We start from the raw sequence: 16,511 nt of genomic DNA, 5'->3' as shown, positions 1-16,511 counted from the left end.
AATGTTGCGGGTTGCGCTGATGACAGTGTTGGCAGTGACCTCGAGGTTACCCCCGTTGAGGGTAAGGTTGCCGGCGGTTGCCGAGCCGAGGTTGCCATCGCTGCCGATAGCCAGCGTGCCGGCGCTGATCGTGGTGCCGCCAGAGTAGCTGTTAGTGCCAGTCAGCGTCAGCGTGCCCGCGCCAGACTTGGTGAGGCTTCCTGAGCCGGTAATGGCGCCGGACAGGGTCTGGCTGGCAGACGAGGCGTACTCAAAGACCGAGCCGGTCGCCGCGATGGAGAGTGTTCCTGTACCAGCGGTGCCCGCGCCGCCGATTATGAGGCTGCCGGCGCTGATCGTGGTGGCGCCAGTATAGCTGTTAGTGCCAGAGAGCGTCAGCGTGCCCGCGCTAGACTTGGTGAGGCTGCCAGTTCCAGAGATAATGCCGCTATACGCAATGCTGTCCGATCGGTTGAAAGCGAGCGCAGCGTTGTTCGTGATGTTGCCGGTGACTGAACCGGTGGTGCCGCCATTGCCGATCTGAAGCGTGCCGGCGTTGATCGTAGTGCCGCCACTGTAAGTATTAGTGCCGGTAAGCGTCAGAGTGCCAGCGCCAGACTTGCTCAGACTTCCTGAGCCGGAGATAATGCCGCTGTACGCAATGTTGTCCGATCGGTTGAAAGCGAGCGCGCCGTTGTTCGTGATGTTGCCGGTGACCGAACCGGAGGTGCCACCATTGCCAATCTGAAGCGTGCCAGAGCTGATCGTAGTGCCGCCGTTTGCATCTAGAGTGCCAATAACATTGATGCTGCCCAAATCGCCGGCACCTAAGACAATTTGGCCGTTTATACTGGTTGCAGTCTGCGCCTGTACGAGGCCCTCCACGTTGATCACTGCCGCCGCGGCAGCTGAAGCGGCGTGCGCTGTCATCAGCACCCGCCCGCCATCTGCAATCAATCGCCCGCCGGCGGCGTTCAACAAACCGCCGGTGGAGCCAGTGGCTGGCGCCGAGACGGCGAACGAAATAAGCCTATCGTCTGTGAAAGAGACGGCGAGCGCCTGGCCCGATCCAAGCGCGACTGTTCCCAGATTGGCCTGAACAAGACCGCTATTTTCAACGCGGTTGCCAGCCAAGGCCGCATAGCGCGATGCCGTGATTTCCCCCTGGTTGGTAATCGCGTTTGTGCTGTCGCCCAAAAAAGTAAAGGTATTTGTGGCTGCATTAAAGTCGGTGTCGGTAATTGCCAATGTTGTCGCAATAAAGCCCGCAACGTTGACCCGCCCGGTGGTGCCAATAAGCACACCAGCGGGATTCAATATCCATACCTGCCCGTTGGCCGAGATTGTGCCATTAATCTGTGAGGGTGCAATCGTAACATTGGTCGATCCAGCGACCGGCGATCCGACGACACGATTGAGCGTGATGGAATTGCTATTTGGTTGAGCGAAGGTCAGCGTATCTCCGGCCGCTACGGAGAGTTCGGTCCAATTGATAACAGCACGGGTGGTGGTTTGGGTGATCGTCCTTGTATTGCCCGTTACTTGACTGGTGACGGTGCCGCTGGAAACCGCTATGTCACTGGCGTGCGCCGCAGAAATCGCCAATGCACTGACGGCAGCAAGCAAGTTCAATCGAAGGCGCCGGGGCAATATCATCAGAACAGTGCCAGGACATTAAGGTTGAACCGGGCGGAAATATTTTCCGCAGCAACAAGTTTAAGTCGCGCTTGAGCGCCCTGAACATCGAAGTTGAACCGGCCAAGTATCAGCATCCGTACACCCAAACCCAACGAGCTGATCTGGCCGGCCTGCTTGTCAGCAATTTCGGTGGCGAGCGTCGTCACGTGCGCATAGTCGGCAAAGGTGTAGAACTGAACACCTTCGACCAATCTTTCAGCGCCGTAGGGGAACGCGTAGCGCAGCTCTCCCGACAGACCGAGCCCGCGCTCACCCGTAATGACCGAGGGATCGTAGCCGCGGCCAATGGCTGGCCCGCCAAAGCTTGTTAACTCACCCGATGTCAGCCTGTCCGTCGAATATTGGCCTTGAAGGTTCAACTGGGCACTGACGCGCGACGTAAGGCGCTGGTTGCGCGCAACGGCGTAAACGACACGCTGAAATCTGGGCTGGAAGCCGGATACAGAGGGCTTCGGGGCTGTCGCGTCATTGGCCCCGAGCACGACCAAGCCTTGAAAAAGGGAAACCGACGCGTTGGTGTCGCCGTTCAGCCAGTTCGCCTGTTGCCAACTCAGCGTAGCCTCGGCCACTGTACTGCGGTCATCAGACAGGAGTTCACCCAGAATGTTCGTCTCGTTGCGGTTCAGCGCAACGCCAAGATCCAGGTAGAAGGAATTCTTGCGGCTTCGAACGAGCGGCATGCGCAGCCGACCGCTAAATGACATGATACGACTGCGCACATCCAGATCCTTGATCGCACCACCTGGTCGCGCAAATGCAATAAGCCCGCCAAAGCTGCCCACAAGGCCATGGGCGCCAATAGGCATGGCATAGCGAACGCTTACCGAACGCAACTCCCTCATTTGCTGTCCTGCCGAAGACAGTGTCAAATCCAGCGCACCCGGCTTACCAAATGGCTGGGAAAATGTTCCGCCAAGTGAATAAGACAACGGTCCAACCAGCTCTGCCGATGTGTTTGAAAGTGTCGCTCGATACTGGTTCGGCACCTTGACGGCAGAAACAAGAAGCTCGGAACTTCCAAGCGCCCTCCCCTGCTGCAACACGGTCGTGCCGGCCAGCCCTGGTATGTCGTTGATCAACAACATATGACGTTCGAGGCTGCTGAACCGCGCGGGCCGTTCTTTGGGAACCGACGCCATTAATTTTTCAATCAACCGTGTAGACGATGGATTGGGACCATCGACGAAAATATCGCCAATATAACCCTCAAGCACCTGCACTTGCAGCGTTCCACCTTCAACTTGTTGCGGCGGCACAAACACGCGTGTCAGGAAGAAGCCCTCGGAACGATAAAGATCCTCAAGCTTTTGAGCTGCGACGCGTAAGTCCTGTAGAGCAATTTTACGTCCGATTAGCGGCGCAAAAATGGCATCAACGTCAGATTTTGGAAAATAAGTGGCTCCGCTTACGCGGACAAGTGAAATTGAAAATTCAATTTCATCAACCGCTTTTGGCACAGCTGACTTTTCGGGGCTTTGGATACGAAAGTTATAGTTGAGGGACGGAAGCGGCAATGGCGCCACGCGCTGACGGGAGATGTCGCTTTGCGACGGCAGCACGACTTGAGCATTAGCCGCCCCTGCCAGAAAAAGGCCAAAACTGGCAATAACCGCAGCCGCCGCGGGCAGGGGTTGGATTTCCAGCTGTGCGAGATGTTTACTTGTCATCCATTACCACACGCGCCGAAATGATATTTTTTTTGATCCGTCCAATGTGGAATTGAACAATCGGATCGCTGGGGAATGCTTCAGCGATGTCGTCAAAGGCTGCCTTCGCACCCTCGCATTCCATCGTTAGCAATTTATACGCTTTGTCATATTCTTGAATCAACTTGGGATCGTCAGTTTTTGCGATAGGGTTATAAAGTGCTGATGCGATTGTTTTTCCTTTAAGAACAATATCACCAATCTGTCGAAAATGAAGATTTGGACATAGATCAACAACGTCGCTCGTGCAGCAAATGCGTGTGCCAAAATATTTATTGACACCTTCTGTGCGAGCTGCGGTGTTAACTGTGTCACCAAGCGCCGTGAAGTCCATGCGGGCGTGAGAGCCGAAATTCCCAATGACAGCATATCCGGTATGGACACCGATACGGGTAATGCCGATTGGAATGTCACGTAAATTGCGATCTATGCGAAATTTTTCGGCGTATTCGTCTAGTTCAAGTGCACAACGAACTGCGCGTTCGGCATGGTCTGGTTGCCGTATCGGTGCATTGAATATTGCCATGATCGCGTCGCCGATGAATTTGTCGATCGTTCCTTCGTATCTCAGAATTATTTCGCATGCGCCATCGAGATAATCATTTAGGACGTTGGAGAGATCTTCGGCCTTCATCTGCTCCGACGTCGTCGTGAACCCAGCGATATCGGTGAAGATGAACGTTGCTTCCTGGCGTTCGCCCGAAATGGTTACGGATGTCGGATCTTTCACAAGCCTGTCAACAATGGCCGGAGAGACGTAGCGCGAGAACGTCCCCTGCACGAACTCGCGCTGCTTGCGTTCTGCCCGGCCAATGAACACGTCCATCATCCAGATCGACAAGGCAAATGCGATGCTCGGCCCGATAATGGGCAGCATTGGCAAGCCATAGCCAAAGCCAACTATCGCCCCGACCCAATAGGATGCGAGGATTGCGACGCCAACGCCAACATTGAAGATGATACCGCGCTTGAAGAGGCTGACGGCGACGCCCAGTGCGGCGAACAGCGCGGAAAAAGCGATAACTCCGTTAAGCGGCATTCGAGGCGGGGCGCGATTTTCGAGCAACTGGCTGATGCCGTGCGCTTGAACGAACACGCCCGGCATATTGCCTTGATCGCCATCATCAATGATCGACAGTGGCGTCATGTGGCGATCGGTGATGGACAGTGTCGCGCCAATCAGAACGATCTTTCCGCGGAAAAATTCATCTGGAAGGATCGATACAAATTGCGCGGGGAACGATGGAAATGGCTGACTTTCCGCGTCAGGGCGAGGGCGCCATGCAATCTCGACGGGTGTAAGCGGCGCATTGCCACCAAAAAGCGTGACGGCCTTGCGAACAAAGCCGGCAGGGTGACTGGCCGTGTCCACCATGCGGCCATTTTTCATTTCGCCGCCAGGATTGATCCTACGGATCAGTGTATCAAATGGATCTGACAACAAATTCGCCTCTGCCCGTTGATTTGCAGGAACAAAGTCATTGAGAAAGGCCAGTTGTTCGGGCGTCACAATTTGTGGGGAAGAGGTGTAACTTAGAAAAAGCGGTGTCGGCGTCGTCGCCAGGACCTGCTTGAGACGCGCGTCCTTGGTGGGCTCAGTTGGCTGGTCGATGATAACATCGACGCCGATTACCCGTGCCCCCTTTGCAGACACTTGGCTGATAACATCGGCCAGAAAGCCCCGGTCAACCGGCGAGCGATACGGGAAGGCGGTCAACGTATCTTCATTGATCGCGACCACCACAATGTCAGTCGAGGGCGCTATCGCTGGCTGCATTGCTGCAACCCGAATGTCGGCCACCTTGTTCTCAAGGTTTGTTAGCGGCGCCAGAAAGCGCACCGCGCAGAGGGCAGCCACCGCAGCAAAAATGGCGATCAGTGCTGCTGAGAATGCCTGCTTCTGCGCCTTGCTCATTGCGGCCCCTTTGCAGCGTCGACCATTGGCGCAAGTGTCTCTATCTCTTTGGTGTTACGGCTTGAAGCTGGGAGTGGCGCAGCCCCTTGCCCATCTATCTCCGACTGGATCTGTCGAAAATATGCATCGGCCTGCTGCACGCAGGCCTTCTCAAGCATCCATGAGCTCAGGATGAGGGGATCGGCGACATCAGCTGGAATTACATTGAGACTGATGGCGTTATCCTGCCCAGGAACCTGTATGAGAAAAGTTTTTACACCATCCAGCTTGGCAAGATCGGGCGCAGCCATTTGGGCCTGCCCCTTTTGCCACACAAAATCGGCGCGCCACGAGCGGTCGATCGGATAGACAGTGAATTTTGTCTCCTCAGAGGCGTCAGGCCGCCACCAAATGGGCCGCTGGCTCTCGCGAATACAGCGCGCACCCCCTCTTGAAATATCAATGAGCCACGGGTCTGGCAGCGGCGCGGCATTTGCACCAGACCGGATCGAACCGACTTTGCTTGCACGGTCGTTGCGCGTTGAAATGAGTGCGGCAAGCGCAAGTCGAGGATTCTGGGTTGCGCCACCAGACTTAGTCAGCACTCCCGCATAGGTGCCACGCAGCGTCACAGCCTGTCCGTCTGCACCAATAAGGGTAACGCGTTCCCCGTCCTTCAGATCAATTGTTCCCGCACTGTCCAAGCGCATGCCCGGTCGAAGACCAGCGCCTCGCGCTTCGACGACGATCATCGGAGCAGCAAGCGGCTGTGAAGTGATCATGAGACCGCCCACGAGCACAAGAAGGTTGGTGCCACGCTTCATTGGCGCAGCTCTTCATCAAGTGGTTTTGTGGCGCCGTCACCCATCAAGACAAATGCCGCCCAGAAGAACGGGTGCGCAAATCCGGGTGCCTTCGAAAGGCCCAACTGGGCCGTGCGCAAGGCCGTATCAATGGACATACTCGGGGTCTTGGAAAGGGTATCGAACATGGACGACATGAGTGCGCCGGTCGCCGCCGAAGGCACCTGCCAGTGGCTCACCAGCAGGCTCTTTGCGCCAGCCTGAAAAAATGAGGCTGCCAGACCGGATAGCGACTGCCCACCATCAGCCTTGCCCGAAGCCGCTGTGTTACAGGCCGACAGCACAACCAGATCGGCCTTCGTCGGCAATGCTGCAATCTCGCTCGCGTCAAAAAGTCCATCGCCAAAATGGGTTTCTGCCGGTTCGCTTGGCGGCGTCAGCACGATCCCGGGCTGCGATTGACAGCGGATTTCCCCGGGCAAGAGACCATGGGTGGCGAAATATAGAATACGATACTCGGCCAGATTGCGAGCGCGCAGCGCGGGTTCAGTTGCTCGCTCGCCCAAAAGAATATCGCTTGCGTCGCCACCCAGCGCTTTGGAAACATTATAAATTTCGTTGGCTGTATCTGGGAGAGAGGCCAGTGAGCGGAGCAATTCCGGCGGGATGACGTCGCCCGACTGGCAGCTGCTAGTTGCGCTGACGAACGCGGCTTCCTGTGCCGCGGCTCGTTGAAGCGGTGCCAGCACCGGATTGCCCACAGCAAGCAATCTGCGGGCATGTTTGCCGACCAAACGCGTCGATCGCAAATTCACAAAGGAGCTGATCGTCGGACTATAGGAAATATCAAAATCATTGGTTAACCAATGGGCTGAAGCATATTGGCCGCGCACGGGCGGCTTTGTCACCAGTACGCCGAATGGCAGGTTGACCAAGGGCCCTGCCGTGACAATCACAAGCCGCTTTAAGTCGGCGATCTCGTCTTTCAATCCGCTAAAGAGATCTTGGTACAAACCATGTGCAGCATCCAAGTCAAAATCATTTACCGATGACCCTTCGATCTCAAGGCCGCGCCTCAGGCGGGCCACAACCGTCTCGAGTGCCGCGCTTCCAACGGTAACCGGTGCAACTATGGTCTTGTTCCTCGTTACAAGCTGGACGAATGATGTTTTTCTCCCAACGAGATAGACAAGCATTCCTTCGTCAACACCAAGACGGCCGCGTAGCTGGTCCAAGTTTGGGCCCTTTGCATCGGTCAGAGACGAAAAATCGGGAAATTGATCAGCGATATTTTTACGCACTTCGGCGATGATGTTGCCCTGCGCCGTAATCTCGGTCGAATATTGTTCCTCGGCCTCTGCGCTGCGGTCCTCAACTGATCGGGCTTGTTCGGTCGCCAGTTGCAGACGCTGCCCAGTTTCCTTCTGCATTGCGCTATCCAAGCGTTGCAGCAGATCCGAAAGCCCCGGCGTTTGTGTGGACAGCCGCGCCGACGTCAGGGCCATTGTCCGGTCAAAAATCGGGGAACTGACCATTTGAAAGGCGTCGAATACCTCAGTGAACAGACCGAGCTTTGCCGAAGGGTCACTGTAGCGTGCCGCTTCCTCAACAACGGCTTCGGCAAACGGAATGATGTCGTCTGCACGGATCGGAGCCGTGTCTCTTGGCAATGTCTTTGCAATCGCGATTGCTTCACGAAACACAATGATAGCTGAAACATTCATATGCTCAGCCTGATATGCTCGCCCAAGCGCGACACGCGCCTGAAGGGTGGCCAATCCTTCTCCAAAGGCCTTCTTGCGCAGGTCTATCGCTTTCTTGAGATAGGCTTCGGCTGCTGAAATGCGGCCCTGTGCGCTGCTCACGTTGCCAAGCGTGACAAGCGTGTCGCTTTCCCACCAAGATGGCTCGCCATCAACGCGCTTAAGGATCAGAGCAGCCTCGGCGGCGCTGGCATATGCGCCGGTGACGTCGGCAGTGCGCAGCAACATTCCTGCTTCCAGATTAAGCGCCATAGCCAGTTCAGCTTCGAGCCCATTGGTCATGCCCGGCAACTGCGACAAGGATTGCGAACCAGTGCCCGCGGCTTGCGCGACGATATCACGCCATTGCGCCGTTGCTGCGCGAGCCAGCATCAACGCGGCTTCAAAGTTGCCTTTATTGACAGCGACATAGGCCTGATACCCGCTCATGCGCGCGCGATCGGCAGGCTTGGGGGACTTTTCCACGATCGGAGCGGCGCGCCGGATCAAAGCCTCGGCTTCCTCATTGCGTCCCTGATTACTGACGGTGACTGCAAGGTCCAGCAACACATCGTTCGTCGCCATATCGTCTTCGCCATAGAGGCGGACTTGTAATTCCAGGGCCTTGCGGAATTCTCGCTCGGCAGCCGTAAAGGCGGACTGTCCAGCAGACGCACGCGCATTGCTCAGATAGCCTGCGATTTTCTCTTTGTCCGCCGCGCTGCCGATGGCGATCGGCGTAGACCAAAGCGAGCGGACTTGCTCTGCTTGCTGCGTTCTCGAGGTTGTCGCAACTTCCAATCCCGACAATTGGCGCAGCACGGGATAGGCCGATGCCGGACCTTCAGCAACGCGCAGCACATTGGAAGCCGCACTGACCATTACCAAGGTTGGCCAACCATCCCGCCGGTGCCGACAGGGGAACGCAAGGACATTCCCTTTCGCATCGCCATCAGTCAGAGATTTTGCCGGTTCACAATCGAGTTTGGATTCCATCGACACAAACTGCCGGCTCGACCGAAACACTTCGGCCAAACTGCCTGTGCTGGTCGACATAAGGGAGTAGCTAAGGCTACCGGCAGCGACGCCTTCGCACATGATGGTCAGATCGCGAGGAAGTAGTCGGGATGCCGGGGCTTCAGGGCGTTCCTGCGCCACACAGCTCTCGCCCAAGACCGTCTTGACCAGTTGCGTTGCCAACGAAGGCCGATCCTGCACGCTTGATCCATTCGAAGACACAGTCTTGCCTGCACTGGCGTCTGTACAGTTGGATGGTGACTGCTTGCTGGCGCCTGCGCCCTCAGTCAGGGCGGCACCGGCGCAGGACTTTGCCCCTCGGGCCTCGACGTCGGACAAAGGAAGCTTCGCAACGCCAGGCACCGACAACGCGGCAAGCCAAGCGACAAGAAAGGATCTTCCAAATTTCATGGTTGCACGATCTACAGTAACATACTGTGTATCGGTTAGACAATCCCCTAATCTTTCAAATATATCATACACTTCATCGCATTATCCGAGCTGGCAACTGCAGCCACAGTCAACCTAAACCGGTTCCGGAAGCAGATCTTCCCAGAAGGGCTTATCTTGCGAACCCAATGTCGGGATTCCCACGCCCGTTGCGACGGTAGATCTGTCGAAATCTTCACAGGGAAATTATTTCTATTAAAAGGTTTAAAAACAAATAGGGCGGCACCTTGATGGCGCCCTTGTTCGCGCTCTGGCCCGTATAAACAGGCCCCCTATGGGCACCGTTTTATTTAAAACCGAAAACGGTGATTACTATTCTGTAAGTGTCTGGGTGATCCGCGCATCCTCGATCTCGCTAACACCGGGGCCGTGCAAATTCGGAAGGAAGCGGCGGTGAACAAGCTGTCGTCGAACAGCACCAACCTGCAGGCCTCGCGCAGCCATATCCAGGGCACGGATTTTGAGCAGGGATCTACCAACCTGGCTAAGAACCAGGTCCTCAGCCGGGCTGCGCAGGCGATTCTGTCCCCAAGCCAACCAGTCGGCCAAGCAGCTCACGCAGCTGATGTCGTAGGTCTGGAGGGCCATCTCTCAACCATTCGGTCTCGTCAGGAGCGGCGGCGTTGGTGAAGGGTCGCCCTTTTTCTTTTGTCATATATCTTTTGTCTGTGCGGTTTACGCGCCGCCCCCCGCTTGCTATCGGGCCCCTTCCAGTGCGCGGAGCGGTGGCCGAGTGGTCGAAGGCGCACGCCTGGAAAGTGTGTATGGGTCAAAAGCTCATCGAGGGTTCGAATCCCTCCCGCTCCGCCAATTCCTCATTCGTACCGCCCACCCTCGTTTCTTGGTCTGGCGTGTTCTGACAGAAAAGCGCAGCAGCCTTGCTGCCTACACAGGCGACAGGCGAAGCTCGGGGAGGCCGCGTCCCCGCGCCTCTGCATTGAAGCGCGCCAACTCCTCGGCAGCGAGCAGTTCCAGCCGTGTCCGCACTGCCTGCCACTGCCGATCAAGGTCGGCCTTGCGCTGCAAGCGGCTCGCGGTTGGACGTCCCTCGGCGCTGCCGGCGCTGTAACCACCATCGCCCACCAGCGTGCTGTAGAGCGTATCATAATGTGCACTCAGGCCGGCGGGCACGCCGACCTGGCCTGCGACGGGCAACGGCGCGATCGATGCTTCCACCGCGCGAAGTGCGGTGTCGAGCGCTGTGGCGGCGCTGGTGGTGGCAGCCGGCGAGGCGGTAACGGCGCGCCGCAATGCGCGCACGTCGGCCAGCGCGCGGTTCAGTGTGGTGATCGTATCGCGCGCTGCCGTGGCCATGGCATATTGCGCGTCATAATCGGCCTGTCGGATAGTGGGCGCGCCTGGGCTGCCGGTGACCAGCAGCGGACGCGTCTCCACCAGCGACCCTGCGGTAAGGCGGACGGTGTAGCGCCCTGGCGGCACCTTCACGCCCTTCTCAGCGCGCTCGTCGCTATCATCCTGTTTCGAGCCGATCGGCCCTTCGGCGCGCAAGTCCCACACGACACGGTGGAACCCGGGTTTCGTGGCCAGCCGGTCGGGCGCTTTGCCCGTAGCGCGGAAGCGGCGCAGCACGGTGCCGCGCGCATCCAGGATCTCGATCATCGCATCCGGCGTATCGGCGCCCAGAACATAGTGGATAAGCGCTCCGTGCGGCAGGTTGTCGGGGAGCACCAGTTCTACCTCTTGCAGCGGCGGCGCCCCCACGCCGCGCGCAGCCGCGCGCGGCGCATAGAGGCGCGCCGCGCGCGGGGTGGCATCGGCAGCCAGTTCCCGCAGCGGCCCCAGATCATCCAGGATCCAGAAGGAACGCCCCTGTGTGGCCACCGCCAGATCACCGCGATGCACCTTCAGGTCCATCACCGGCGTCGCCGGCAGGTTGAGCTGCAGCGACTGCCAGCGCTTGCCGTCGTCGAACGAGACGAACAGGCCGAATTCGGTGCCGGCATACAGCAACCCGCGCCGTTCATTGTCCTCGCGCACCACGCGCACCGGGTGGCTCGCAGGGATGCCGTTGGTGCCGTCGGCGATCCGTGTCCAGGTGCGGCCATAGTTTTCGGTGCGGAAGATGTAAGGCGTGAAATCATCCAGCTTGTAGCGGTAGGCTGCCACGAAAGCGCGGCCCGGCGCGTGCGGCGATACCTCGATGCGGTTCACGGTGGAGAGCGGCGGCAGCCCCGGCGGCGTGATATCAGCCCAGCGCTTGCCATCGTCGCGCGTGATGTGCAGGCGGCCGTCGTCGGTGCCCACCCAGATCGTGCGCGCGTCGTGCGGCGAGGGCGTGACCGCATAGATCGTCGTGAACGTTTCCGCTCCGTTGGGGTTGTCCGCGGTGATCGGCTCGCCCGGCCACGCCTGGTAGCGCGCGTCGTTTGTCGTCAGATCAGGCGAGATGCGTGTCCACGTGTTACCGCGGTCGCGGCTGCGATAGAGATACTGGCTGGCGTGGTAGACGGTGGCTGGGTCGTGCGGGCTCACCACGATCGGCGCCAGCCACTGCCAGCGGTTGATCTTGTCGCGCGGCGCCAGTGCCGTGGCCTCCGGGTAGACAGTCACGCTCACCCGCGTGTCGTTGCGCAGGTCCTGCCGATTGATCTCGCCGCCATAACAGCCGCCGAAGATGATCTCCGGATGGTCGGGGTGCAGCGCTACAGGGCCGGTCTCGCAGCCAGCGGCATAGCCCCATTCCTGTTGCGGGCGCAGCGAATTGTGCAGCCGCCGCTGCAGCACGCTGATGCTCGAATTGTCCTGCTGCGATCCGTACAGGCGGTAAGGCACCTGATTGTCCACCTGCAAGTCGTACAGTTCGGCGGTGGGCTGGTTGTACACCGACGAGAAGGTGCGCCCGTCGTTCACCGTCACCTGGGTGCCGCCGTCGCTCGACACCCCGAAAACGCGCGGGTCACGCGGGTTGATCCATATGTCGTGGGTGTCGCCATGCGGCACCGGTATTTTCTTGAACGTGGCGCCGCCATCGGTGGAACGCAGCAGCGGGACGTTCATCACATAGACCTTGCCCGGGTCCACCGGGTCTGCGCGCACGTGGCCATAATACCACGGCCGCCCGCGCACTTCCTTGTCGGTGTTGACCAGCGTCCAGGTCGCGCCGCGATCATCCGAGCGATAAAGCCCGCCGCCAGGCTCGGCTTCCACCAGCGCCCACACGCGCCGCGGGTTTGCCGGAGACACCGTCACCCCCACCTTGCCCATGTTCCCCATTGGCAGGCCGCCGGCCAGCTTGCGCCACGACGTGCCACCGTCGGTGGTCCGGTACACCCCGCCATCCGGCCCGCCAGAAATCATCGTCCACGGCTTGCGCTCGATGCGCGACATGCCGGCATAGATCTCGTCCGGATTGTCGGGGTTTATGGAGAGCGTCACCGCGCCGGTGCCATCGTTCAAGAACAGCACATGCTCCCAAGTCGCGCCGCCGTCGCGTGTGCGGTAGACACCGCGCTCCGGATTCCGGCCAAAGGGATGGCCGAGCGCAGCAACATAGACCACGTCCGGATTGGTCGGATGCACGACCAGTTTGCCGATGGCGCCCGATTCCGGCAGGCCCAGGTGTCGCCAGGTTGCGCCGCCATCCGATGATTTCCACACGCCGCGCCCCACCGAACTGTTGCCGCGGATCGAGGCGGAACCAGTGCCGACATAGATGATGCGCGGGTCGCTGTCGGCCACGTCGATGGCGCCGATGTTGCCGACGTCCAGGAAACCGTCGGTGACGTTTGTCCAGTGGCCGCCGGCGTCTTCGGTCTTCCACACGCCGCCGCCGGTGGTGCCCATGAAGAACACATTGGGCTGTTCGGCGATGCCGGCGACGGCGGTGGAGCGGCCGCCGCGAAACGGCCCGACCATGCGATACGACAGACCGGCGTAGAGCGCATGATCAACGGCCGCTGATGCTTGGGTGGCCGCCGGTGACTGTGCGTGCAGCTCGGCAACCGGCAGGGACAGCATGAGCGCGAGCCCGACACGACGAAGAAGCACGGTGGCTAACCGATTAATGGAGCGACTTGACTTGAGCATGCGCTGTTTTGGCGCTGCAATCCGCCTTGCGCAAGTGGGCCTGGCGCCATCCTGCTCAAGGCGGGCTGAGCGCCGCCAGCCGTGCCTTGAGTTCGTCCAAGCGGGCCAGCAGCGTGTCAACGGCCGCGATCGCTTGGGCGGTGGGCCGGGCGTCGGCCTGTTGCAGCAACTTCAGCATATAGGCCAGCTTCTCCTGCAGGCTGACGATCGTTTCCCGTTCCGGCGGCACGGCAGTGATGCTGCCGTAGCTTGTATCAGGATTGGCCGCTTCGCCCTCGCCGCGCAGGCGGAGCATTGCATCGCGTTGGGCAGCGGTTGCGGTCGCCAGCCGTTGATCAACGCTGTCACGCAAGGCCTGTGCTGCCTCACTGGCCTTCAGCAGTTGCAGGCTATACCGGGCCTGCAGTGCAAGATCCTCTGTGGTCACGCGCACGCGCGGATCGAGCCTGACCTGGAGCGGCGCCTCGCGCGTCACCCCATCGGCCTTGACCCGCACGCGATACTGGCCCGGTAGCACAGAGGGCCCGGCGGGATCGCTTGGCGTGTTGCGGAAGGTCGCGGCGATGTCATAACCGCGCCGCACGCCCTTTGGCGGTTCATGGCGCAGGTCCCACACGAAGCGGTGATGGCCGGGTGTCGTGGCCAGGCGCTGCGGCGGCCGGATCCAATAGGTTGGATGTGGCAGCGTCGCCGGATCCAGCCTTTCCACCGGGTCGGCACTGGAAAACAGGCGCACCCGTTGGCCTTGGCTGTCAAGGATCTCAACCGTGACGGCTGCGGCGTTGGTGGGCAGGAAATAATCCAGCGCCGCGCCATCAGGCGGATTCGCGCCCGTCGGCTCTTCCGGCGGCAGTGGCGTGTCATGGAACATGTTGGAGCGCACCCGCGTCGCCAATGCGGGCTTGAACAGGTGCAGGCCCGTGGCGTTCCGGGTGGCAGCCAGTTCCCGCAGGATCGACATATTGTCCATCACCCAGATCGACCGACCGTGGGTGCCAATGACCAGATCATCGTCGTGGACGACTAGGTCGCGAATGGACGTTGCTGGCATGTTCATGCGCAACGCCTGCCAGTTCGCGCCATCGTCGATCGAGAAATACACAGCGCGTTCCGTGCCCGCGAACAGCAGGCCGGGCTGCTTCGGATCCTCGCGCACGACATTCACCGGGCCATCGTCGGGAAGGCCGGTGACGATGCGGGCCCAGCTCCGCCCGCCATCGTGGGTTCGCCAGATGTGCGGACGCATGTCGTCGAGCCGGATGGCGTTGACGGCCGCATAGGCCGTGTCATCGCTGAAATGCCCGGCATCGAGGGCGGAGAGTTTGTCCCAAGCGCGCAGCGGCGGCGGCGTCACGTTTGTCCAGTTGCGCCCTGCGTCCCGCGTGATGTGGATCAGGCCATCATCGGTGCCGGCCCAGATGATGTTTGCATCGCCGGGTGATGGCGCCAGCGCATAGATCACCCCCAGCCGGTCCATCGTCGCCAACTGCGGCTCACGGAAATCGCCGATGTTCGCCGGCACTTCGGGCCGTTCGCGGGAAAGATCAGGGCTGATGATCTCCCAGCTTTCGCCGCCGTTCAGGGTTTTCCACAGCACGTTGGTCGCGAACAGCAGCGCCTTGGGATCGGCGGGATGGAACATCAACGGCATGGACCGCTTGATCCGGTATTTGCCGGATCGCAGCGCTTCGGGGGCGATGTTGCGGGTCTGGCCGGTCCGCCGATCGAACCGCACGACGCGGCCGCCATAGATCAGATCGGGGTTAAGCGGATCGGGCGCCACAAAGCTATATTCGTCGGCGCCCACCCCCATCCAGTCGCGGAAGGAGATCTGGCCGCCGTTGCCGCGGCTGGCGATGCCGATCGCGCCGCTTTCCTGCTGGCCGCCATAGATCCAGTAGGGAAACTGCTTGTCGGTGGAGACATGATAGAGCTGCGCGGTCGGCTGGTTGTACCAGCTGCTCCAGGTGCGGCCGCCGTTGACACTGATGGTGGCACCCTGATCCGCCGTATAGATCATGATATCCGGCGCCTGCGGGTTGATCCACATCCGCTGATAATCATCCCCGCCGGGCGCGCCCTTGTGCGATGTCCAGCTCTTGCCGCCATCGTCCGATCGATAGGCGGCCGTATTGGCAAGGAAGACGAGATTTTCGTTCGTGGGGTGCACGATGATTTCGCCATAGCCGCCGTCCGGCCCCCAGATGCGCCGGTCGGTGCTGACCAGCGCCCAGTGCTCGCCGCCATCGTCGGAGCGGTAGATGCCGCCGTCCTTTTCGGCGTTGATCACGGCATAGACGCGGTTCGAATTGCTTGGCGCCACGCCAACACCGGTCAGGCCCAGGCCTTGTGCTGCGCCCGGCAACCCACCGGAGAGTTTGCGCCAGCTCGAACCGCCGTCGGTCGACTTGTAGATGCCGCTGTTGGGGCCTGAAAAGCGCGCATTTTCCCACGGGCCTTCGCGATGCTCCCACAGATTGGTGTAGAGGATGTCGGGATTGTTGGGGTCGAACTCGATGCGGTTCGCGCCGGTGTTGGCGTTCACGTACAGGATCTTCTGCCAGGTCTTGCCGCCATCACGGCTGCGAAACAAGCCGCGTTCGCTGTTCGCACCATAGGGCCGGCCCATGCCTGCGACATACACGGTGCCCGGATCGGTGGGATGCACGATGATGCGGCCCACCTGGCTCACGTCCTTCAGGCCAATATGGGCCCAGCTCTTGCCGCCATCCACAGACTTGAAGATGCCATCGCCGGTGCTGAGATCGGGGCGGTGCAGCCCTTCGCCGGTGCCGACATAGATGACATCCGGATGCGAGGGGGACACGGCGATGTCGCCCACGGAACCGGTTGACGCCGCATCGAAGATCGGGCGCCAGGTGCGTCCGTAATCATCCGTCTTCCACACACCGCCATTGTTGACGCCCACGAAGAAGACATTGGGCCGGCTGGGAATCCCGACTGCGCCAACGGTGCGGCCAGCGCGAAACGGGCCGACAAGGCGATAGCGCAGGGATTGATAGGCCTCAGAACCAGGCGCAGCGTTGGTGACAGCCACGGTTTGCGCCTGGCTGGCTTCTGCCGCAGACAGGCTGAACATCAGGGCGACGCCAAGAGTGCGTATTACCGGCAGCAGCGGCACGTTGTTGTCCCCAAGTCAGTGATTTTCTGCAGC

At 59.9% G+C, this 16,511-nt stretch carries 8 protein-coding genes and 1 tRNA gene; 2 read left to right on the top strand and 7 right to left on the bottom strand.

Annotation, left to right across the window (positions count from 1 at the left end; all coding sequences use genetic code 11):
• The 5 genes from Q7O19_RS07555 to Q7O19_RS07535 all read right to left on the bottom strand — a co-directional run.
• Positions 1-1,611 (bottom strand): autotransporter-associated beta strand repeat-containing protein (locus Q7O19_RS07555; RefSeq protein WP_303809656.1); only part of this gene is annotated, 1,611 nt, incomplete at its 3' end.
• A 23-nt stretch (positions 1,612-1,634) separates the two neighbouring features.
• Positions 1,635-3,344: a ShlB/FhaC/HecB family hemolysin secretion/activation protein gene (locus Q7O19_RS07550; RefSeq protein ID WP_303809654.1), complete on the bottom strand. Its 1,710-nt coding sequence runs from the start codon at positions 3,342-3,344 to the stop codon at positions 1,635-1,637.
• Positions 3,334-5,298 (bottom strand): adenylate/guanylate cyclase domain-containing protein, encoded by a 1,965-nt coding sequence (locus tag Q7O19_RS07545; RefSeq protein WP_303809652.1) that lies wholly within the window; start codon positions 5,296-5,298, stop codon positions 3,334-3,336. Before Q7O19_RS07545 ends, Q7O19_RS07550 begins: the two co-directional genes overlap by 11 nt.
• Positions 5,295-6,101, bottom strand: coding sequence for a hypothetical protein (locus Q7O19_RS07540; RefSeq protein WP_303809650.1), 807 nt, complete (start codon positions 6,099-6,101; stop codon positions 5,295-5,297). The genes Q7O19_RS07545 and Q7O19_RS07540 overlap by 4 nt, the downstream gene beginning before the upstream one ends.
• Positions 6,098-9,022 (bottom strand): CHAT domain-containing tetratricopeptide repeat protein, encoded by a 2,925-nt coding sequence (locus tag Q7O19_RS07535; RefSeq protein WP_303809648.1) that lies wholly within the window; start codon positions 9,020-9,022, stop codon positions 6,098-6,100. The genes Q7O19_RS07540 and Q7O19_RS07535 overlap by 4 nt, the downstream gene beginning before the upstream one ends.
• 636 nt (positions 9,023-9,658) lie before the next feature.
• Here Q7O19_RS07535 and Q7O19_RS07530 point away from each other — a divergent pair.
• Both Q7O19_RS07530 and Q7O19_RS07525 read left to right on the top strand, forming a co-directional pair.
• On the top strand, positions 9,659-9,919 hold the full coding sequence (locus Q7O19_RS07530) for a flagellin (RefSeq protein ID WP_369692457.1): 261 nt from the start codon (positions 9,659-9,661) through the stop codon (positions 9,917-9,919).
• Positions 9,920-10,008: 89 nt separating this feature from the next.
• Positions 10,009-10,099, top strand: a tRNA-Ser gene (locus tag Q7O19_RS07525).
• Between the two features lie 75 nt (positions 10,100-10,174).
• Here the strand turns inward: Q7O19_RS07525 and Q7O19_RS07520 are convergent.
• Positions 10,175-13,267, bottom strand: a complete 3,093-nt coding sequence (locus tag Q7O19_RS07520; RefSeq protein WP_303809646.1) for a hypothetical protein — start codon at positions 13,265-13,267, stop codon at positions 10,175-10,177.
• Between the two features lie 124 nt (positions 13,268-13,391).
• Entirely contained in the window at positions 13,392-16,436 is a 3,045-nt protein-coding gene (locus tag Q7O19_RS07515; protein WP_303809644.1) for a hypothetical protein, read from the bottom strand.
• Positions 16,437-16,511: the final 75 nt, after the last annotated feature.

Origin of the sequence: Sandarakinorhabdus limnophila DSM 17366, from assembly GCF_945882885.1 — a bacterium.
GTDB classification, from domain to species: domain Bacteria; phylum Pseudomonadota; class Alphaproteobacteria; order Sphingomonadales; family Sphingomonadaceae; genus Sandarakinorhabdus; species Sandarakinorhabdus limnophila_A.
This window is presented reverse-complemented; position numbering and strand designations above follow the sequence as displayed.